Annotated in this window: 15 protein-coding genes, 2 tRNA genes and 1 other RNA gene; 13 read left to right on the forward strand and 5 right to left on the reverse strand. The window is 71.1% G+C overall.

The genetic code is table 11. From position 1 onward, the window contains the following. Nucleotides 1–110: 110 nt before the first annotated feature. Complete coding sequence (locus tag ACH4DX_RS33360; protein ID WP_398157822.1) at nucleotides 111–584, reverse strand: hypothetical protein; 474 nt, start codon at nucleotides 582–584, stop codon at nucleotides 111–113. A 309-nt stretch (nucleotides 585–893) separates the two neighbouring features. Here ACH4DX_RS33360 and ACH4DX_RS33365 point away from each other — a divergent pair, with 309 nt between their 5' ends. From ACH4DX_RS33365 to ACH4DX_RS33395, 7 genes are all read left to right on the forward strand, one after another. After that, nucleotides 894–1,166 carry a helix-turn-helix domain-containing protein gene (locus tag ACH4DX_RS33365; RefSeq protein WP_398157843.1) on the forward strand — a complete coding sequence of 91 codons (273 nt, stop codon included), beginning with the start codon at nucleotides 894–896 and terminating at the stop codon, nucleotides 1,164–1,166. Next, nucleotides 1,108–2,061, forward strand: a complete 954-nt coding sequence (locus ACH4DX_RS33370) for an XRE family transcriptional regulator (protein ID WP_398157823.1) — start codon at nucleotides 1,108–1,110, stop codon at nucleotides 2,059–2,061. The genes ACH4DX_RS33365 and ACH4DX_RS33370 overlap by 59 nt, the downstream gene beginning before the upstream one ends. Before the next feature lie 188 nt (nucleotides 2,062–2,249). Beyond that, nucleotides 2,250–3,059, forward strand: coding sequence for a toll/interleukin-1 receptor domain-containing protein (locus tag ACH4DX_RS33375; RefSeq protein WP_398157824.1), 810 nt, complete (start codon nucleotides 2,250–2,252; stop codon nucleotides 3,057–3,059). Then, nucleotides 3,056–5,035 (forward strand): hypothetical protein, encoded by a 1,980-nt coding sequence (locus tag ACH4DX_RS33380; RefSeq protein WP_398157825.1) that lies wholly within the window; start codon nucleotides 3,056–3,058, stop codon nucleotides 5,033–5,035. Before ACH4DX_RS33375 ends, ACH4DX_RS33380 begins: the two co-directional genes overlap by 4 nt. Continuing rightward, nucleotides 5,032–6,357 carry a hypothetical protein gene (locus tag ACH4DX_RS33385; protein ID WP_398157826.1) on the forward strand — a complete coding sequence of 442 codons (1,326 nt, stop codon included), beginning with the start codon at nucleotides 5,032–5,034 and terminating at the stop codon, nucleotides 6,355–6,357. Before ACH4DX_RS33380 ends, ACH4DX_RS33385 begins: the two co-directional genes overlap by 4 nt. Further along, entirely contained in the window at nucleotides 6,354–7,148 is a 795-nt protein-coding gene (locus tag ACH4DX_RS33390; protein ID WP_398157827.1) for a hypothetical protein, read from the forward strand. The genes ACH4DX_RS33385 and ACH4DX_RS33390 overlap by 4 nt, the downstream gene beginning before the upstream one ends. Before the next feature lie 22 nt (nucleotides 7,149–7,170). Then, on the forward strand, nucleotides 7,171–7,413 hold the full coding sequence (locus ACH4DX_RS33395) for a helix-turn-helix transcriptional regulator (protein WP_398157844.1): 243 nt from the start codon (nucleotides 7,171–7,173) through the stop codon (nucleotides 7,411–7,413). A gap of 135 nt (nucleotides 7,414–7,548) precedes the next feature. On the opposite strand, the gene ACH4DX_RS33400 is transcribed toward ACH4DX_RS33395, so the two are convergent. Further along, nucleotides 7,549–7,636: transfer RNA gene (locus ACH4DX_RS33400), tRNA-Ser, on the reverse strand. 74 nt (nucleotides 7,637–7,710) lie between these two features. Between ACH4DX_RS33400 and ffs the strand changes: the two genes are divergently transcribed. The 6 genes from ffs to ACH4DX_RS33430 all read left to right on the forward strand — a co-directional run bounded on the left by ffs (nucleotide 7,711) and on the right by ACH4DX_RS33430 (nucleotide 17,339). After that, nucleotides 7,711–7,805, forward strand: an RNA gene (gene ffs / locus ACH4DX_RS33405) — signal recognition particle sRNA small type. 50 nt (nucleotides 7,806–7,855) lie between these two features. Next, nucleotides 7,856–10,324 (forward strand): DNA polymerase III subunit gamma and tau, encoded by a 2,469-nt coding sequence (locus ACH4DX_RS33410; RefSeq protein ID WP_398157828.1) that lies wholly within the window; start codon nucleotides 7,856–7,858, stop codon nucleotides 10,322–10,324. A gap of 144 nt (nucleotides 10,325–10,468) precedes the next feature. Further along, nucleotides 10,469–11,734, forward strand: a complete 1,266-nt coding sequence (gene purD / locus ACH4DX_RS33415) for a phosphoribosylamine--glycine ligase (RefSeq protein WP_398124024.1) — start codon at nucleotides 10,469–10,471, stop codon at nucleotides 11,732–11,734. Between the two features lie 526 nt (nucleotides 11,735–12,260). Further along, nucleotides 12,261–14,318, forward strand: a complete 2,058-nt coding sequence (locus ACH4DX_RS33420; RefSeq protein WP_398157845.1) for a hypothetical protein — start codon at nucleotides 12,261–12,263, stop codon at nucleotides 14,316–14,318. A gap of 456 nt (nucleotides 14,319–14,774) precedes the next feature. Beyond that, complete coding sequence (locus ACH4DX_RS33425) at nucleotides 14,775–16,307, forward strand: N,N-dimethylformamidase beta subunit family domain-containing protein (protein ID WP_398124022.1); 1,533 nt, start codon at nucleotides 14,775–14,777, stop codon at nucleotides 16,305–16,307. Between the two features lie 114 nt (nucleotides 16,308–16,421). After that, entirely contained in the window at nucleotides 16,422–17,339 is a 918-nt protein-coding gene (locus ACH4DX_RS33430) for a phosphoribosylaminoimidazolesuccinocarboxamide synthase (protein ID WP_398124021.1), read from the forward strand. Between the two features lie 57 nt (nucleotides 17,340–17,396). Here the strand turns inward: ACH4DX_RS33430 and ACH4DX_RS33435 are convergent. The 3 genes from ACH4DX_RS33435 to ACH4DX_RS33445 all read right to left on the reverse strand — a co-directional run bounded on the left by ACH4DX_RS33435 (nucleotide 17,397) and on the right by ACH4DX_RS33445 (nucleotide 19,519). Further along, nucleotides 17,397–17,472: transfer RNA gene (locus ACH4DX_RS33435), tRNA-Gly, on the reverse strand. Between the two features lie 23 nt (nucleotides 17,473–17,495). Beyond that, nucleotides 17,496–18,104 carry a response regulator gene (locus ACH4DX_RS33440; protein WP_398157829.1) on the reverse strand — a complete coding sequence of 203 codons (609 nt, stop codon included), beginning with the start codon at nucleotides 18,102–18,104 and terminating at the stop codon, nucleotides 17,496–17,498. After that, nucleotides 18,101–19,519, reverse strand: a complete 1,419-nt coding sequence (locus ACH4DX_RS33445) for a sensor histidine kinase (protein ID WP_398157830.1) — start codon at nucleotides 19,517–19,519, stop codon at nucleotides 18,101–18,103. The genes ACH4DX_RS33440 and ACH4DX_RS33445 overlap by 4 nt, the downstream gene beginning before the upstream one ends. Between the last annotated feature and the right edge of the window lie 155 nt (nucleotides 19,520–19,674).

Genomic DNA, 19,674 nt, shown 5'->3' on the forward strand with positions numbered 1-19,674 from the left:
GGACGCCTGCACACTCAGCGGACCCCCTGCTGGAGCCTCGGCGGCGGCGGACGGCACGGCCAGTTGACCGCGGTGGTGCGTCGTGTGTGGGCCTGAAGCACCCGGTCCGCTCAGCCCTGTGCCGGATCCGGGACGGGAGGGGAAGCCATGTGTATGTCTCCGTTCACCACGCCTGCGGCGAAGGAGCCGTGGTCGGCCTGGACCCGTAGGTTCTCGCCGGCGATGCCACCGGCGGCGGGGGACACGCCGGTGCTGACGGCAGAGTGCTCACTTACCAGTCGCCGTAGGCGCTCTGCGGCTGGAATACGCACGTCGGCATGGAGGTGTTCCAGTACCTCGGTGAAGTAGATGTGCCAGTCCAACGCGTGCCTGGCAGCGATGCTCGCGGAGCGCCCGCCGCCAGTCCGCAGAGCGGCCGCGGTCTCTGTCAGGCGGACGATCCCTGTCCGCTCGGCCTGACCATCGACCTGGGTGAGCCAAGAGACGACCCGCTGCTCCAAAGATCCCCAGAGCGCTGTCCCAGCCGTCTCCACGACGGCGACTCCCGCCTCGACTGTGATGGCACGCATGTTTTCCGGCAGCACCCGCTCCCCCTTTGATCGTCTCCCGGCCACGATAGCCAGTCGTCTCAGCCGGTAGGAGCTATTCACGGTAACCGGGGATGCACAACCGACACTCGGGACGCCCCGCGTTCCCTGGCACCGTGCACCCACACCCAAGGAGGAAACATGAAACTTCTCCTTACCCGACGGAATGAACGTCGGTCATGCCAGACTCTTCCCCACCGGCGGGCGAAGGGGAATTCGGCCGGCAAGCCGGTGGAGAAGGGTGAAGGTATGGACGTCCCGTTACGTTTCGGAGCGGAGTTGCGGCGGTTGCGGGAGGGCGCGGGCATGACGCTTCAGCAACTGGCTGACGTCACGAGCTACAGCAGAGGGCACCTCTCGAAGATCGAACGGGGAGCCAATCCCCCCACCATGCACTTGGCGCAGCGTTGCGACGCTCACTTCCGTGCCGGCGGACGACTGCGCAAGATGTACTCCGCGGAGGTGGAGTCAGCTGGAAGCAAGTCGAGTCCCGGCCCGTCGCGAGGTGCTCGTTACGGGAGTGGGCTCCCTGCTTGCCGCCGGCTTGGTCGACGGAGGAAGGAACGGCCACGCCGGTGACAGGGAACTGCCGCCGAGGGCGCTCTACCAGGACCAGCTGCGCCAGATGAAGCAGTTGGGGCAGAACCTGCCCCCCGCCGTATTGTTGCCCGTTCTGCGCTCTCAGGTCTCGAACGTGATCGGGCTGGCCTCCCGGTGCGCGGGCGTCACCCGGTCCGGCCTGCTGATCACGGCGTCACGTTTCGTCGAGTACATCGGGTGGATGGCCCAGGAGAATGGTGATGAGGCCATGGCGCTGCACGCCACGGCCGAGGCGGTCGACTTGGCACGGGCCGGTGGTGACGAGCACCTCGCGGACTATGCACTGGTCCGTCACGCACTCATCACGTACTACAACGGAGAGGCGGCTCGGACGGTCGCGCTCGCGCAACAGGCCCAGCACAGCGCCGCGCCACCCCGGGTCAGGGGTCTTGCGGCCCAGCGCGAGGCTCAGGGACATGCGCTCCTTGGCGACGAACGGGCCTGTGGGCGTGCTCTGGACAGAGCTCGCGAACAGCTCGCGCTGGAGGGAGACTTTTCCGGCGACGCGGTGCTGGGCACGACACAACTCCTCGACCCGGTCTCGATGGTGTCCGGCTGGTGCCTGTACGACTTGGGCCGACCTCGGGAGGCGGCGGACGTTCTGGAACGTGAGTGCCGCCACATCGCACCGCACGCCCTGAGTACCCGTATGCGATACGGGATACGACGTGCCCTGTCGCTGGCCTCAGCGGGCGAGGTCGAGAGTTCCTGTGAGACGGCTCGCGAGCTGCTCTCCTTCATGACCGTCATCCCCTCCGCCACCGTGCGCACAGACGGGATGCGGCTGGACCGTGAATGGTCTAGGTTCCGCGGTAACGCGGTGGTGCGCAGTCTACGGCCCGTGCTTGCCAATGCATTGAGCTCCGGTAACTGACTGTCTCGCCGAATCTATCGGCTGACACTGCAGTGCTCACCTGTGATCCCGGTCAGGAACTCGTTCTGGCCCGGTGGATTACTCCCATGCCCTCTGGCGCCGTAAAGCCGATCAGTGCTCCATAAGGCGACAGTGGGTTGTTCTACTTTTCTTGACTCAAACACCATCCACACAGAACGGGAACCCACATGCCTCTGATCTTTGTGAACTACCGGACCGACGATGAGGAAGCAACTGCCACGCTCGTGGACCGGGAACTTTCCAGAGTGTTCGGCAACGACGCTGTCTTCCGGGCGAGCAAGTCCATCGGGCTGGGGAGCCGGTTTCCGCAGGAATTGCTCACCGCTGTTCGACGCAGCAGTGTGCTGCTAGCTGTGATCGGTCCCCGCTGGCTGAAGGCGGAAGGCCCCGGGGGCCGGAGCCCTCTTCAAGAGGAGAGTGACTGGACGCGACGGGAGATCCAGGAAGCACTTGAGACTGGAGCCGTCGTCATCCCTCTTCTGGTCGGCGGAGCGAAGCGGCTTGGGAAAGAGGATCTCCCCACTGAGATCGGGGACCTCGCCGACTGCCAGTACCGGCGGCTCAATCACCGCAACGCCGACGCCGATCTGACAGGGTTGGCCGACGATCTCGTGCGACTGTTGCCCGAGCTCGCCACTGCCGCTCGTAACAACGGCTACCGGTCGCCTTCGGCCACAGCGGATCGGGGCCGAGGCGGCGAATCGGGCAGGCGCGCGGACGAGCGGACGCCGACAAAGTTGATCAAGCACCGTCAGCGTGGCGGCATCGGCAACCTCAACGGCGACTTCTCCGGGACCTTCGTCAATGAGTCCCAGGGTCCTGTCCATACCGGGAGCGGCCATCTCTATCAGGCGGGCGAGCAGTACCTGGGCTCGTACATCTCCAGCGACGGCGGCGATGTGCACTACGAGGCCGACAACCATGGAGACGTCTATCGGGGAGATCGGAACGGACACCCCGAGGAAGAGCAGCGTTGACCGGTCTGGGCGGAACGTCGGTCAGTAACCAGCACGGTCCCCTGCACAGCGGAGGAGGAAACCAGTACAACTATTACTGGTCGATGGGGAGCGAAGAGCCGCTGGTCAGAGCCGGTACCGACCGGCTGGAGATCGTACGGGAGCACCGACTCCGGCTTGCCCGGTGCTTCGTACCCCCGCGCGGTTGCGGCCGGGCAGCCGAACGGCTGACACAACCCGGTGCCATGGTGATCCTGCAGGGCGCTTCTGGGTCGGGTCGGCGCACGACGGCGACGATGTTGTTGGAGAGGGCATCGCAACCAGGTGACCGGATCGAGGAACTGCAGTCGAATCCGGAAGAGGGCGTCCCTGAACCGTCGCCTGCGGACCGCTACCTGCTGGATCTCTCCCGCGTCGGTGAGGACGACTACGCGGCTGCGCAGCGCACGCTGATGATGTACCGGTCGCTCGTCGAGAAGCACGGGGCCCGTATGGTCACCGTCTTCCCGACCGGCTTGGAGTGGATGCTGGACGCGGACCTTGCCCCGCTGGCGGTGGCCATCGAGCGGCCCCGCGGCCGGGCCGTCCTGAGCAGGCACCTGCGTGTACGAGGCGTGCAGTTCGAGTACGAGCAATTGAGCACGGATGAGTTGACGCAGATGTTCGCCACCGCGCCGATGCGGGAGCTGGACCGTCTGGCGGAACTGGTGCTGCAGGCCCGGGACAGCGCCCGGTACGGCACGGACTTCAGCCACTGGCGGGACGAGGCCCTAACCGCAGCGACGAACTGGTCCCATCAGGTGGTTCAGCAGTTGCGGGAGCACCGCAGCGGCCCTGAGCGTGCGCTGTTGCTGGCGGCAGCCATGATGAGCGGCGCGACGGCAGATACAGTCATGGGCGCCGCGAACCGGCTCCTTGAGCTCGTGCGGCACCCGAAGGACGAGACACCGAGACTGGCGCAGCAGGGTCTGGGGGAGCAGTTCGAGAAATTGTCCCTCGTCCGGGAAGCCGACGGACGGGTCCACTTCGGCGGTCTCGCCTATGACGGTGCGGTCCGCAGGCATTTCTGGGAGAACTTTCCCGACCTTCGGTCGGGCTTCCGGGACTGGGTGGCGCAGTGCACGGCACTCCCGGGCCTGGCTTCGGAGGACCGTGGCCGTCTCGTCGGCCGCTTCGCCGAGCAGGCCCTCGCATCCGGGCGCCCCGAAGACCTGTGCGTACTCGTCGAGAAGTGGACCCAACCCTCAGCAGGAGGCAGGCTGAGCGCCGCGGCCGCGACGGCCCTGGAACTGGGCCTCAGCCATGAACAGTACGGTTCCCGCTTCCGTTCCCGCGTCTACCAATGGGCAACGGCAACGCGGCTGACGCCGGATCTAGCACGGGTACTGATCGGCGTCTGCCGGCACGTCATCGCCGTCACCCACCCGGAACAGGCCGTGGTCAGGCTCCGCCACCTCGCGCTGCGCCGGGAGGTGCCCGAGCCACTGGTCAAAGAGGCACGTTCGACCCTGTCCCAACTGGCGTGCGGAAACCGCCGTTTGTACGTGCGTTCGATCTTGTCGCTGTTGCCCCGGGCCAGGCTGGAGAGCGGAAACCTCGATGTCCTCCTGGCCCTGTTGGATCCCACGGATGTGGCGATCGAGCCCCCCTGGCAGGAGTTCACGCTGGCATGGCGGGCGGTCATGGGTGGAAAGCCTGCTGCTGCCTGGCGGCCGGTCGTGCAACGCTGGCTCACCCTGCTCGCACGGCGGGAAGTGAGTGACCGGATCCTCGGCGCTCTGCTTCTGGCCTCCTCGGGCGACCGGGAACTGCTGAACCAGCTCTACGTGACCACTTGTGACTGGGCAGACTCACAGGTTGGTGGCACGGCCGAGCAGGCGCGGTGGGAGGACAGGAAACGGATCACCGAGGCCTTCTGCCACGAAATCGATCTTGCGCAAGGTGTCGGGGGCTGTTCCCCCGACCCGGCTGCACTAGGCCCCGGGGAAGGAACATGAATATCCTTTACAACACCCGCCTCCTGTCCGCCGGGCTCCTGATCGCCGTACTGACGATGGGAGCCACGCTCGCCTGGCCAATCTGGGTGTGGTTTCTGCTCCCAGCGCTGTGCGCCGGTGCCCTCCTGATCGACATGCGGGTACCGCGCCCCGAGGAGGAGCGCTCCGCCTGGGTCCCCTCGCCGGGTACGCCGGCGCCGGAGCGTCCCGCCGGAAACCCCTACCAGGAGGCCTCGGTGGTGGTCGTGCCGGTCGAGAGTGCCGTCGCGGATTGCCCGTTCCTGTTCTCGGCCAACGTCTGGTGGCGGCTCGCCGATGAGGGCGCGTCTTGGTCGCACGGCAACCCCGCTGCCTTAGCCTCGACGTCCGTCCTCGAACGCGTGCAGCGGATCACGTCCATGGAACATCCCAACCGGTGCACGTTCCTGGAGCACTCCATGGAGGGCGTACTGGGGATGCCCGGTCTCGACGGCAAGGGACTGGTGGTCGCCTTCGCCACGGACATCCGGCTCGTTCTGCGCCAGAAGGATCGGGAGCACCTCGAAGAACTGGACGGGTTACGCAAAGCCGTGGACACCTGGGAGAGCCGTCGCCAGCACGAGCGGAATGTCCGCGAGTACCTCGGTAATGACGTCCTGCAGAGCCCTGGCAACGCGGTGGTGTGGTGGATGGCCCGCCACGACGATCAGATCGGACGCGCGGTGGAGATGATCGCCCCGCTGACGGTCCTGTCCGCCGCTGCCAATGATGAGGGGATCCCGGAGGAGTACCGCGACTTCCTGCAGAGGTATGGGAATGCAGTCGAAAAGGAGACGGGCGGATTCGATCACCCGGAGGCGTTCGGTGTGGGAGCCGTGCCGGGCGGTGACTGCAACCGGCCCACAGCGGAGCGATCGCCGTCGATGAGCAAGCACCTGTCCGACTGGATGGAGAGCATGGGGCTCGACGAGGGATCTGCCGAAGGCACGGCGTTCCTGCACCGCCTCGCGCAGATGTCGGACGCGGCCGGGCGGTCGGAGGCCGCGGAGAACATTCGCAGGAAGATGCGCGGGGCGGGGCGAGAAGAAGGGTCGCCCGCTGCCGACCCCTTCGAGCACTCCCCGCCCGACGTGCCGGTGGCTGCCGATAGTGCCAATACTCCGCCCCCGTACGAGGGAGGGGGAGACGGCTACGGGACCGACGAAGCCCAGCCACCCCGTCCGGGCGGCCGGCAGGACACGCCGCAAGGCCAGGTGTCCGAAGCGAACGAGAGGACTTGGTGGGCCCCTGCTGGCCAGGGACAGGAGGCACGCGGTTCGGTCCCTGAAGGGAGCGAACAGTGAAAATCTTCCCGGTGCGCGATGTCTTCGACCGCATCTGCCGATCCGTGGAGGCTCGGTACGCCGACACAGAACCGCTGTGCACGCGTACGGACCGGTGTGACACACCGCGCTGCGGCATAGACGGAATCACGCTGGACGGTCTGAAGGCTCGCGCAGTCCATGGCGAGCCCGGTTCCCCCGAACACACCGCTGTTTGGCGGTACGTCGCCCGCCACCTGCGCGACGAGGCGGCGGATGAGGGCGAACGGGACTGGATGCTGATCACCATATGGCTGCTCGTCCCCCGTTTACGGGGAGCGGCGTACGCCATCGCCCGCCGAACGGGCGCCGAGCGGGCAGATGTCTGCTCCGCGCTTTTGCAGGGCGCTTTGGAAGCCGCACAGGCCATCGAAAAGGTGGATGCGGCGCGGGTCGAGCAACACCTGATCGACACGGCGTTCACCGTGGGATGGCAGACCGGTCGGCGCAGCCCCAGGGAGACGCCGGTCGGTGACGTCTGGGAGCGGGACAGGGGGCGGGAAGAGATGGTGTTGCAGTCCTCAGGCGCCACGCCTGGCGAGGTCATATGCGTCGACGTGATGACTGGTGCGATCGTTCAACGGGCGCAGGGTGAACGATTGGGTTCGCTGGCATATCGCATGGGTCTTCTGGCACATGTGCGCCGTGAGCGCCGACATCTCCGGTCCCGGCAGGGTCGACCGCTTGCCAGTACGCACCAGATCCCAGGCAGGGCTGGCAGTCAGCCTGATCTGTTCGAGATGTGGGGGCCGGTGGATGAAGCGCCATCGTGACGAGTCCGTGTCCTTCTCCGCAATGTTTGGACTCCCGCCGGAGGTCGGGCTACGCGAGGCCGCAGAAGCGTTGAACTTGAGCTTGACCACTGCGTATCGCCAGGTCAGGAACGGTAGCTTTCCCTGCCCGGTCCGGAGTGCCGGGCGACGGTATGTGGTGCGGCTCTCAGATCTGCTGCGTGCGCTCGGCATCCAGGAGGTACGGGTGCGCTACGACGACATCGAAGCAGGGGCACGGGTTGCCGCCGGGGAGGTTGACATCTAAAGCGACGCGGATGGCACCAGGGCTCCCGCCTGATCCCGCTGCCCGCGGCCGACGGAGGCGCCAACTGAGGCATGCAACGTCGAAGGGCCCCGCTGCAAGCAGCGGGGCCCATCAACCTCGTGCCCGGTGAGGCACTGGCGGAGGATACGAGATTCGAACTCGTGAGGGGTTGCCCCCAACACGCTTTCCAAGCGTGCGCCCTAGGCCTCTAGGCGAATCCTCCGCGGCAAACAATACAAGACGTTGAGGAGTGCTCGCGAACTCGTTCCCACCCCTCGGCATCGGCTAGGGTGGGGGCCAGCCCCTCACGCGGCGCTATCTGACTGAACTCCCCCAGGGCCGGAAGGCAGCAAGGGTAGGTCGGCTCTGGCGGGTGCGTGGGGGGCGTCTGCGTTCCCCGGGGCGGTCCGGGTTGTCAGTGGGCGCCTATAACCTCGTACACGTGTCGTCTCTCGCGCTCTACCGCCGTTACCGCCCGGAGTCGTTCGCCGAGGTCATCGGGCAGGAACATGTGACCGACCCGTTGCAGCAGGCGCTGCGGAACAACCGGGTCAATCATGCGTACCTGTTCAGTGGCCCGCGCGGCTGCGGCAAGACGACGAGCGCGCGCATCCTCGCCCGCTGCCTGAACTGTGAGCAAGGTCCCACCCCGACCCCCTGCGGCGAGTGCCAGTCCTGCCGCGACCTCGCGCGGAACGGGCCGGGTTCGATCGACGTGATCGAGATCGACGCCGCTTCGCACGGTGGCGTGGACGACGCCCGCGACCTGCGCGAGAAGGCCTTCTTCGGCCCCGCGAGCAGCCGGTACAAGATCTACATCATCGACGAGGCCCACATGGTCACGCCGGCGGGGTTCAACGCCCTGCTGAAGGTCGTCGAGGAGCCGCCGGAGCACCTGAAGTTCATCTTCGCGACGACGGAGCCCGAGAAGGTCATCGGGACCATCCGCTCGCGTACGCACCACTATCCGTTCCGGCTCGTCCCCCCCGGCACGCTGCGCGACTACCTCGCCGAGGTGTGCGGGCGCGAGGGCATGGCCATCCAGGACGGCGTCCTTCCGCTCGTCGTGCGCGCCGGAGCCGGTTCCGTGCGTGACTCCATGTCCGTCATGGACCAACTCCTCGCGGGCGCGCGCGCGGACGGTGTGACGTACGCCATGGCCACGGGCCTGCTCGGGTACACCGACGGATCGCTCCTCGACGCCGTCGTCGAAGCCTTCGCCTCCGGTGACGGCGGCGCCGCCTTCGAAGTCGTCGACCGCGTCATCGAGGGCGGCAACGACCCGCGGCGCTTCGTCGCCGACCTCCTGGAGCGGCTGCGGGACCTGGTCATCCTCGCCGCGGTGCCCGACGCCGCCGAGAAGGGGCTCATCGACGCCCCCGCCGACGTGGTGGAGCGGATGCAGGCCCAGGCGGGCGTCTTCGGCGGCGCCGAGCTCAGCCGCGCCGCCGACATCGTCAACGAAGGCCTCACCGAGATGCGCGGCGCCACCTCGCCGCGGTTGCAGCTCGAGCTGATCTGCGCGCGCGTGCTGCTCCCCGCCGCGTACGACGACGCCCGCTCCGTGATGGCCCGCCTCGACCGGCTGGAGCGCGGCGGCAACTTCACGGCAGCCGGACCCGCCACCGCGCCCCCGATGGGGTACGTCCCCGGCCCCGAGGCCCACGCGGGCGCGCCGCAGCCCGGGGTTCCCGTACCGCCGCCGGTCCCGGGGCCGGAGATCCCGCCGGGCGGTGGCGCCGCAGCCGCCCGGGCCGCGGTGCGCGCCTCCGACGCCCCCGCCCCCGCCGCGCACCCCGACCACACCACGCCCACCGCGGCACCGGCGAGCTCCCCCGCACCCGAGGGCGGCCCCGCACCCGTAGGCAGCCAGGCCCCCGCAGGCCCCCCGTCCCCCACGGGCAATCCCGCCCCCGCGGCCCCCCCCGCCCCGGAAGCCAACCGCCCCGGAAGCTGGCCGACCGCCTCCACACCCGGCAGCGGCCCCTCCACCCCCGGCAGCGGCCCCGCCGCCCCGGCCCCGGCACCGGCGGTGGCCGCCCCGCCTCCCGCGGCCAACCGCCCCGGAGGCTGGCCGACGGCGGCCCCTGCGGGCAGCGGGCCCGCACAGCCCCCCGCCGCCACGCCTCCGGCCCAGGCCGCGCAGCCCGCCGCCCCCCCGGCGCAGAACGCACCGGCCGCCCCCGCGGCGCAGTACACCGGCGGCGGCCCCGACCCCCGCTCCCTCTGGCCGAACATCCTGGAGGCGGTGAAGAACCGCCGCCGCTTCACCTGGATCCTGCTGAGCCAGAACGCCCAGGTGGCGGGGTTCGACGGCACCACGCTCCAGCTCGGCTTCGTGAACGCCGGAGCCCGGGACAACTTCGCCTCCAGCGGCAGCGAGGACGTGCTGCGGCAGGCGCTCACGGAGCAGTTCGGGGTGCAGTGGAAGGTCGAGGCGATCGTCGACCCGTCGGGCGGCTCCGCGCCGCCGCCCGCCGCGAGCGGGTTCGGCGGCGGCGCTCCCGCGGCCCCGCGTCCCGCGCCCCAGCAGCCCGCGCCGCAGCAGGCGCCCGCCCAGTCGCCGTCGTACCAGCCGCAGCGGGACCAGGGCCCGCCATCCGGCCGGCAGCACGGCTCCTCGCCCCCTTCGTCCCCTTCAGCTCCGTCGTCCCCTTCGGCCCCGTCATACTCATCGACGGCTTCGTCCTTCTCGGGCGGGACGTCCCCTCCGACGGCGTCGCGGGGCTCCTCACCCACGCAGGCGTCCTCCCAGGGCGGCCAGTCCTGGTCGGCGCAGGAACACGTGTCCCCGGAGGACGACATCCCGGCGGACGACGACCCGGACCTCGTCGACTCCGCCCTGTCCGGACACGACCTGATCGTCCGGGAACTGGGCGCGACGGTCGTCGAGGAGTACACGAACGAGTAAGGACAACGAGAACGAGTAAGACAACGAGATAAGACAACGAGATAAGACAACGAGTAGGGACCTGGAGGAAGCTACAGCGTCCCGGCACCCCCCATCTCGGACACCCGAACAAACCCACCCCGCCCGCCGGGCTAGGCTGACCCCGTGAAGGTCCTCGTCATCGGCAGCGGTGCCCGCGAACACGCCCTGTGCCGCTCCCTGTCCCTCGACCCCGCGGTCACCGCCCTGCACTGCGCCCCCGGCAACGCCGGCATCGCGGATGTGGCCGAGCTGCACCAGGTGGACGCCCTGGACGGCGCCGCCGTGGCCGCGCTCGCCGCGGGGCTCGGTGCCGAGCTCGTCGTCGTGGGGCCGGAGGCGCCGCTCGTCGCCGGGGTCGCCGACGCCGTGCGCGCGGCCGGCATCCCATGCTTCGGCCCCTCCGGGGAGGCGGCGCGGCTCGAGGGCTCCAAGGCCTTCGCCAAGGACGTGATGGCGGGTGCGGGCGTGCCCACCGCCCGCTCCTACGTCTGCACCACGCCCGCGGAGATCGACGAGGCCCTCGACGCCTTCGGCGCTCCGTACGTGGTCAAGGACGACGGCCTCGCCGCGGGCAAGGGCGTCGTCGTGACCGACGACGTCGAGCAGGCCCGCGCCCACGCGCTCGCCTGCGGCCGTGTCGTCATCGAGGAGTTCCTCGACGGCCCGGAGGTCTCCCTGTTCGCCGTCACCGACGGCGAGACCGTCGTGCCGCTGCGCCCCGCCCAGGACTTCAAGCGCGCCCTCGACGGCGACGAAGGCCCCAACACCGGCGGCATGGGCGCCTACTCGCCGCTTCCGTGGGCCGACCCGAAGCTGGTCGACGAGGTCATGAGCAGCGTCCTCCAGCCCACCGTCGACGAGCTGCGCCGCCGCGGCACCCCGTTCTCGGGCCTGCTGTACGCGGGGCTCGCGATCACCAGCCGCGGGGTACGGGTCATCGAGTTCAACGCCCGCTTCGGCGACCCCGAGACCCAGGTCGTCCTCGCCCGTCTCGAGACCCCGCTCGGCGGCCTCCTCATGGCCTCGGCGAGCGGCACGCTCGCGGACCTGCCGCCGCTGCGCTGGAGCGACGAGGCGGCCGTCACGGTCGTCGTCGCCTCGCACAACTACCCCGGTACGCCGCGCACCGGCGACCCCATCCAGGGCCTCGCCGACGTGGCCGCCGAGGACGCCCCGCACGCGTACGTCCTGCACGCCGGAACCAGACGCGAGGGCGACGCCGTCGTCAGCGCGGGCGGGCGCGTGCTCTCCGTGACGGCGACCGGCACCGACCTCGCACAGGCGCGGGAGCGCGCGTACGCGGCGGTGTCCCGCATCCGCCTGGACGGTTCGCAGCACCGTACGGACATCGCGGAGAAGGCGGCGGCGGACGAGGGCGCGCGGGCCTGAGCGGAAGGCGCGCGGTCCTGAGCGCGCGGGATCGAATCGCCCTCCGGGAGCAGGCCGCCCCTTCGAGGGCCGTATACAGGCGCGCGCCCACGGACCGACCGTACGAAGGCGTGCCCGCAGGCCGTACACCCGCCCTGCGCCGCCCTACCCGCCCCGTACACCGACCGTCCTGCGCCCGTACGACGGTCATAGGACGGCGACAGGCCCACCGACCGGCGCCTGGCCGGGCGGTGGGCGTCGGGCGGCCCCGTACCACCCCTGCTACCGCCCCCTCCACTCCATGGGCCACCTTTACCCAAAGCCATTCCATCGGGTGACCGCTCCGCCATCCGGCTGACGGTGCCCGGCGCCCCAACTAGGGTTCGGCGCAGGCATTCCGGCACCCAGAGCCAAACAGCCCACCGGCATTGCGATGTCAGTGACGGGTGCCACAGTGGGGGAGTGTGCAACGCCATCGACGTGCGCCGTCGGCTCCGGTCACCGGCCGAGCTGTAGGCAGCAGGGGGTGACTCAGGTCGTGTCAGGGATGGGTGTGGAGGTGGGCGCGCAGGCAGCGCGCTCCCGGGCCCTCGCCGTGCTGCGCGTCCGCAGCCGGGCGCTGGCCGTCGCCCTGCTGCCCGCGGCCGGCGCCGTCGTGCTGATCGCCGCCGCGGGCACGGGGCACCTGGAGGGCGGCGCCTGGACCGCCGTGCGCTGGGCCGTGACGGTGCTCGCGGTGCTCGTGCTGCTCGGCGCGGGCATCGTCGCGCTGGTCGTCGCGCGGGCCAGACCGGCCATGAGCCCGACGATCCCGATCACGGAGGCGTCCGCCCCCGACCTGTACCGACTGGTACGAGACCTTGCGGACCGCCTGGAAGTGCCCGCGCCCTCGGCCATAGCGCTCACGCCGGACTGCGACAGCTGGCTGGAGGACCGCACGCACCGGGCCCACGGCACGGCGGCCGAGAACGGCGGGTCCGCGGCGGGAGCGGGCGGCGCCGGCCGGGGCGGTGCGGGACGGGACGGCGCAGGGCGGGCAGGCCCCGGCCGGGAAAGCGGTGCGGCTGCGGCGGTACGAGGCGCGGGCGCACCGCAGCGCCGCACCCCCGCCGCGCCGGTCCTCGTCATCGGCTCACCGTTCCTGTGGTGGATGCGGGTGGGCGAGCTGCGGGCGGTCCTCGCCCCGGTCGTCGCGGGTACGGGTCCGTCGGCGCACCCGGACATAGCCGCGGCCCGCCGTTTCGTCCGCGGCCTCGACGCCGCGGTGGCCGTCGCGGCGGCGCCGGGGCGCGGCCCGCTGGTGCGTCCCGTCCTCGGGGGCGTCGGCAGGGTGGCGCGGCTGCTGCTGCGCAGTTGCCGGGTGCACGCGGCGGAGATGGAGCGCGGGGTCGCAGCGGCGGCGTCCGAGCGTGCCCAGAACGTGGACTACGGAGTGCGGATCGTCGCCCAGGAGCAGGTCGGCCTCGCGTACGCGGGGTGGGACCGGCTCCTGACCCGGGTCGCGCTGCCCGCCTGGCGGATGGGGCGCTGGCCGTCGCGGCTCGACGCGGGTGTGGTGTCCGCCCTCACCGAGCTCTCCCGCAGGGACCGCCTGGCCGAAGGCTTCGCCTCCCGGCTGGGGGAGCGGCCCGCGTGCGACCTCCTCGAGGAACCCGGGGTGGTGGACGAGGCGGCTTCGCTGCTCGCCGCCCGGCTGTTCCACGGCGGTCCCGCGGAGCCGGGGCCCGACTGGGCACCGGTCGCCTGGCAGGAGTATCCGGATGAGGTCGTCGACCGGAAGTGGCGGGCCGACGCGGCGCGTTTGCACCGGGTCCTCGACTCGCTCGGCGTCGGCCCGTCCTCCGGGGCGGCGGGGGCCCACCCCGAGGGGCCGACGCTCGGCCGGGTGCTCGACCACCTGACGGATCCGGCGGCGGGGGCCGCCGCCGAAGCCGCCAGGGCCGCCGAAGCCGCCGGGAGTGGCGAGGCTGCTGGGACCGGGGAGGCCGCCCGGACCGACGAGGCTGCCGGGAGTGGCGAGGCCGCCCGGACCAGCGAGGCTGCCGGGACCGCCGAAGCCGCCCGGGCTGCCGGGACCGCCGAAGCCGCCGCGACCGCCCACGCCGCCGCGACCGAAGCCACCACGCCCCAGATCCATGCCGAAGCCACCCCCCACTCCCACCCCCACCCCGACTTCGAGGACGCCGGGGCCGAGGACGACCCCTGCGAGGGGCGTGGCGGAACGCTGGCCGCCGGTCTGAGCGCCGAAGTGGCCCGCGAGGAGGCCGCCGCGCCGCCGCGCCCCGCGCCGACCGGGCAGGGACCTGACGAGGCGCTGTGGGACGACGGCGCGCTGCCGCTGTTCCCGTTGCAGCCGCCGCGGTCGGGGAGGGAGCTGCTGGCCGACCACGTCACGGCGATGGTGTGCTGTGCGGCCGTCGACACGGCGGGGGCGGCCCCCGGCCTCGACTGGCTGGATGGTCCTTCGCTCCTGATACACGGGGTGCGGGCGGCCGATCTCGCGCCGCGCGTCCTCACCCTGGTCGAGGACGGCGACCCCGAGCCGCTTCGCTCCTGGCTCACCGACCTGGGCGTCCGCCCCGAAAAACCCGTCCGCCTGGTCTGACCCGCCCCTGACCCCGCCCCGGTCGGGCGCACCGAGGCCCCGGGATGCCCGCCGCCCCGCCCGTTTGCGGTGCCGTGACGGACGCGGCGTACACGGACGCGGCGTACACGGACGCGGCGCGCACGGACACGGCGTACACGGACACGGCGCGCACGGACACGGCGTACACGGACACGGCGTACACGGACACGGCGCACACGGACACGGCGCGCACGGACACCCCGTACACGTGCACCCCGTATACGGGCAGAACCCACCCTCCGCAAGCTCTCGCCTCCGCTCAAGCTCCCACTCGCGTCAATTCACGACGAACGGTGACGGTGCGCGTGCGTAATGTGATGTGCTGGGACCGGTAGCTGACAGAGCCACGCCGGAGGCGCCGAGCAGCGCCCTGCGACGGCGCCGGGCAGTGCCCGCGGCGTCGACCGGGCTCGGGGAGCGAGGGAGGGGACACGCATGGGACCGGAGCCGATCCGTCGCTGGGAGTCGGGCGCCCTCGCCCACGCGGTGACCGACCCGTTCGGCCAGGGCCCGCTGCCCTGGCTCCGGGGCGCCGAGCACTACTTCGACGACACCGGCCAGGTCGTTCCCTGGTACGTCGACCACGCCCCCGCCCCGGGAGCCACCGGCCCGGGGCCGCGGCCGGTGCCCGCCCCCCGTACGGCCGGCGCGGGCCCCCGCACGGCCGACGACGTACGCCGTCAGATCAAGGGTTTCACCGGCACGGGCGCGGCCGCCCCCGGTGAGGCGATCGACTTCCACATCACGGTCGACCCGCCCCAGCAGTTCAGCGTGGACATCTACCGCATCGGCCACTACAGCGGCGACGGCGCCCGCAAGATCACCACGAGCCCGCGCCTCTCCGGCATCGTGCAGCCGCCACCGCTGACGGCCGACCGCACGGTCTCCTGCCACCACTGGTGGCTGTCCTGGCGCCTACAGATCCCGTCGTACTGGAACATCGGGGCGTACGTGGCCGTCCTCACGACCACCGACGGCTACCGCTCGCACGTGCCGTTCACGGTCAGGGACAGCGTCCACCCCGGTACGGGTGCGCTCGGCGCGCCCACGGCGGACCTGCTCGTGGTGCTGCCCGACATCACGTGGCAGGCGTACAACCTCTATCCGGAGGACGGCCGCACGGGCGCGAGCCTGTACCACGCGTGGGACGAGCACGGCGGCCTGCTCGGCGAGAGCGAGGCGGCGACCACGGTCTCCTTCGACCGCCCGTACGCGGGCGCGGGCCTGCCCCTGCACGTGGGCCATGCCTACGACTTCATCCGCTGGGCCGAGCGGTACGGCTACGACCTCGCGTACGCCGACACCCGGGACCTGCACGCGGGCCACATCGACCCGACCCGGTACCGCGGCCTGGTCTTCCCCGGCCACGACGAGTACTGGTCCACGGCGATGCGCCGCACCACGGAGGACGCGCGTGCGCACGGCACGTCCCTCGTCTTCCTGTCCGCGAACACCATGTACTGGCAGGTGGAGCTCGGCCCCTCGCCCTCCGGCGTCCCCGACCGCCTGCTGACGTGCCGAAAACGCCGCGGCCCCGGCAAGGCGGCTCTGTGGCGCGAGATCGACGTCCCCGAGCAGCAGCTGATGGGCATCCAGTACGCGGGCCGGGTCCCGGAACCGCACCCGCTGATCGTCCGCAACGCCGACCACTGGCTGTGGGAGGCGACCGGCGCGCACGAGGGCGACGAGATCGACGGCCTGGTCGCGGGCGAGGCCGACCGCTACTTCCCGCGCACCGCGCTCCCGGAGCACCGGGACCGCATCCTGCTCGCGCACTCCGCGTACGAGGACGGCGAAGGCACCGCGCGCCACCAGGAGACATCGCTGTACCGCGCCCCGTCCGGAGCCCTCGTCTTCGCCGCCGGCACCTTCGCCTGGTCCCCGGCGCTCGACCGCCCGGGCCATGTAGACGCACGGGTGCAGCGGGCCACGGCCAATCTTCTTGATCGCATCTGCAAGCGCGACTGACCGCACGGACGAGAACGAGGAACGCCCAGCCGACTGCCGGAGCAACCCCTGGCCATAACTGTCCTCCGAGTACGGGACAATCGAGGCCATTGGACAGAACCACGGGGAGGAACCGTGTCCGGATTCGTCGAAAAGCCCGAGCCGCTCCAGGTTCCGGGTCTGGTGCATCTGCACACCGGAAAGGTGCGCGAGCTGTACCGGAACGAGGCGGGCGACCTCGTGATGGTCGCCAGCGACCGCATGTCCGCGTACGACTGGGTGCTGCCGACGGAGATCCCCGACAAGGGGCGCGTCCTGACCCAGCTGTCGCTGTGGTGGTTCGACCAGCTCGCCGACCTGGCCCCCAACCACGTGATCTCGACGGAGCTGCCCCCGGGCGCGCCCGCCGACTGGGAGGGCCGCACCCTCATCTGCAAGTCCCTCGCGATGGTGCCGGTGGAGTGTGTGGCCCGCGGCTATCTGACGGGGTCGGGCCTCGCCGAGTACCAGGAGACCCGTACCGTCTGCGGCCTCGCCCTGCCCGAGGGCCTGGTCGACGGCTCCGAGCTGCCCGGGCCGATCTTCACACCGGCCACGAAGGCCGAGGTCGGCGAGCACGACGAGAACGTGACGTACGAGGAGGTCGCCCGCCAGGTCGGCGCGGAGACGGCGGCGCAGCTGCGCCAGACGACCCTCGCCGTCTACTCCCGGGCCCGGGACATCGCGCGGGAGCGCGGGGTGATCCTCGCGGACACCAAGTTCGAGTTCGGCCACGCCGAGGGCGACCAGGGTGCGGAGCCTGTCCTGGTGCTCGCGGACGAGGTGCTCACGCCGGACTCGTCCCGCTTCTGGCCCGCGGACGTCTGGGAGCCCGGCCACGCGCAGCCGTCCTTCGACAAGCAGTACGTCAGGAACTGGCTGACCTCGCCGGAGTCCGGCTGGGACCGCAAGGGCGAGCTGCCGCCCCCGCCGCTGCCGGAGGAGGTCGTGACGGCCACGCGCGCCAAGTACATCGAGGCGTACGAGCGGCTGACGGGCCTGCCCTGGGCGTAGCCGCAGCCGCACGAACACGAAGAAGCCCCCCGGTTCCGAGAACCGGGGGGCTTCTTGTGGAGCGGACGACCAGGTTCGAACTGGCGACCTCAACCTTGGCAAGGTTGCGCTCTACCAACTGAGCTACGTCCGCGCTGCGCCGTAGCGCGAAAGCCACTATACCCAACCTCGCCGGCGCGCGAGACGCACCGCCGCATGCCGGTTCTCCGCACCGATCTTGTTGACCGCCGACGAGAGGTAGTTGCGGACGGTGCCCTGGGACAGGGCGGCCCGCTGCGCGATCTCCGACACGGGTGCGCCGTCGGCGGCGAGTTCGAGCACCTCGGCCTCGCGGACGGTCAGCGGGGAGTCGCCCGCGGCGATGGCGTCGGCGGCCAATTCCTGGTCCACGTAGCGGTTTCCCTCGTGGACGGCACGGATGATCTCGGCGAGCCGCTGGGCGCTGACCGTCTTGGGGACGAACCCCCGCACACCGGCTTCGAGTGCCCGCTTGAGGTGTCCCGGGCGGCCGTGGCTGGTCACGATCATGGTGCGGCAGCCGGGGAGTTCACCGCGTAGGGATGTGGCGACACTCACACCGTCGGCGCCCGGCATCTCCAGGTCCAGGACGGCGACGTCGGGCCGGTGGGCGCGCGCCATGGCGAGGGCCTCGGGTCCGGACGCGGCCTCGGCGACGACCACGAGGTCGTCCTCCAGGGCGAGGAGGGCGGCGAGCGCGCCCCTGATCAGATGCTCGTCGTCGGCGAGCAGCACGCGAACGGTCATGAGGTCCCCTCCGGAACCCGCACATCGCCCGCGTCACCGGTGTCGGCCGGGCCACCGGCGAACCGGCTCGCGCCCGCGTCACCGGAGCCCGCCGGACCCCCGGCGAACCGGCTCGCGCCCCCGGAACCGCTCCCGCCCCCGGAACCGCTCCAGCCCCCGGAACCTCCCCCGCCCCCGGCGCCCCCCACGGGCGACGGCACCCGTGCCGTGAGCCGGAAGCGGCCGTCCGCCGAGGTGTGTTCCAGGGTGCCGTTCACGGTGGTGAGCCGTTCGCGCAGGCCGTTGAGTCCGGTGCCGCCGGTCCGGGCGGTGCCGCCGGTGCCGGGGGCGGCCTCGGGCGCCCCGTCGTTCTCGATGGTCAACTCCGTACGTCCTTCCTGCGCCGATACCGTGATGGTGCAGTGCTGCGCGTTGCCGTGCCGCAGCACATTGGTGGTGCCCTCGCGCACGACCCACCCGAGCGCGGCCTGTACGGCCGTGGGCAGTCCCGCGGAGGTGCCGGTCACCCGGCAGGTGATTCCCGCGGCCTCCAGGACGCCCTGCGCCCCGGCGAGTTCGGCGCCCAGTTCCGCCTCGCGGTAGCCGCGGACGACGTCCCGGATCTCCCGCTGGGTCTCCCGGGCGATCCGCTGCACCTCGACCATCTGGTCCTCCGCCTCGGGGCGCCCGCGCCGGGCGAGCTGGACGGCGAGTTCGCTCTTGAGGGCGATGACGGCGAGGTTGCGCCCCATGACGTCGTGCAGGTCGCGGCCGAAGCGCAGCCGTTCCTCGGCGACGGCCAGCCGCCCCTCGGTCTCGCGGGCCCGTTCGGCCTCCCACATCACGGCCAGGCTCCAGGCTCCGCACCGGGAGGCCACGAGGGAGATCACGCCGCCCAGGGCGACGAGCACGACGAGGCCGACCAGCTGTCCACCGCGCTGGCCGACGGCGACGGCGCCCGCCACGAGGAGGGCGGCCACCAGACCGAGGCGGCGCCAGAAGCTCGGTACGGGGACGAGGAAGGCGAGGATCTGGGCGTACGGGCTGATCAGGAACAGCGCGGCCAGTTTGAGCGGGGCGCCGTCGACGCCGTCGAGGCGCTGGAGCAGGAGGGTGAGGGCGAGCACGACGAGGGTCAGGCCGAGCAGGAGGGCCAGGTCGCGGCGCGGGTAGTCCGCCTGCTTCAGGTAGTGGTCGAGTGACTGCCGGAGCATGCGGTTGACCTGCGCGCACTGCAAGGCGGCCACCGCGATCATGGCCCAGCCGACGAGCTGTACGGAGGTCTCGTGGCGCAGGCTCAGACCGACCGGCAGCACACACCAGCTGACGAGGAAGATCCACGGCAGGGTGTGCCACATGATCATGCTCTGTAGCTCGACCTGCCTGATCTTCCGCATGTCGCGCCAGTCGTTCCGCAGCTTCCGGATCCGGCCCACCACCGTGTGACTCCTCCGTCCTTGTCGGTTCCCGCACGGGCTCCCGGCACTTCGCGGGCTCCCGGCACTGCACGGGCTCCCGGCACTTCGCGGGCTCCCGGCACTGCACGGGCTCCCGGCACTTCGCGGGTCCCCGGCACTGCACGGGCCACCGG

It is taken from the genome of Streptomyces sp. NPDC017940, assembly GCF_044328435.1.
Classification (GTDB): domain Bacteria; phylum Actinomycetota; class Actinomycetes; order Streptomycetales; family Streptomycetaceae; genus Streptomyces.

Excerpts from the sequence above, each read along its gene's own strand:
- ACH4DX_RS33365 (WP_398157843.1), top strand. The coding sequence starts at position 894 with ATGACGCTTCAGCAACTGGCTGACGTCACGAGCTACAGCAGAGGGCAC.
- ACH4DX_RS33375 (WP_398157824.1), top strand. The coding sequence starts at position 2,250 with ATGCCTCTGATCTTTGTGAACTACCGGACCGACGATGAGGAAGCAACT.
- ACH4DX_RS33440 (WP_398157829.1), bottom strand. The coding sequence starts at position 18,104 with ATGACCGTTCGCGTGCTGCTCGCCGACGACGAGCATCTGATCAGGGGC.
- ACH4DX_RS33420 (WP_398157845.1), top strand. The coding sequence starts at position 12,261 with ATGGGTGTGGAGGTGGGCGCGCAGGCAGCGCGCTCCCGGGCCCTCGCC.
- ACH4DX_RS33395 (WP_398157844.1), top strand. The coding sequence starts at position 7,171 with ATGTTTGGACTCCCGCCGGAGGTCGGGCTACGCGAGGCCGCAGAAGCG.
- ACH4DX_RS33385 (WP_398157826.1), top strand. The coding sequence starts at position 5,032 with ATGAATATCCTTTACAACACCCGCCTCCTGTCCGCCGGGCTCCTGATC.
- ACH4DX_RS33425 (WP_398124022.1), top strand. The coding sequence starts at position 14,775 with ATGGGACCGGAGCCGATCCGTCGCTGGGAGTCGGGCGCCCTCGCCCAC.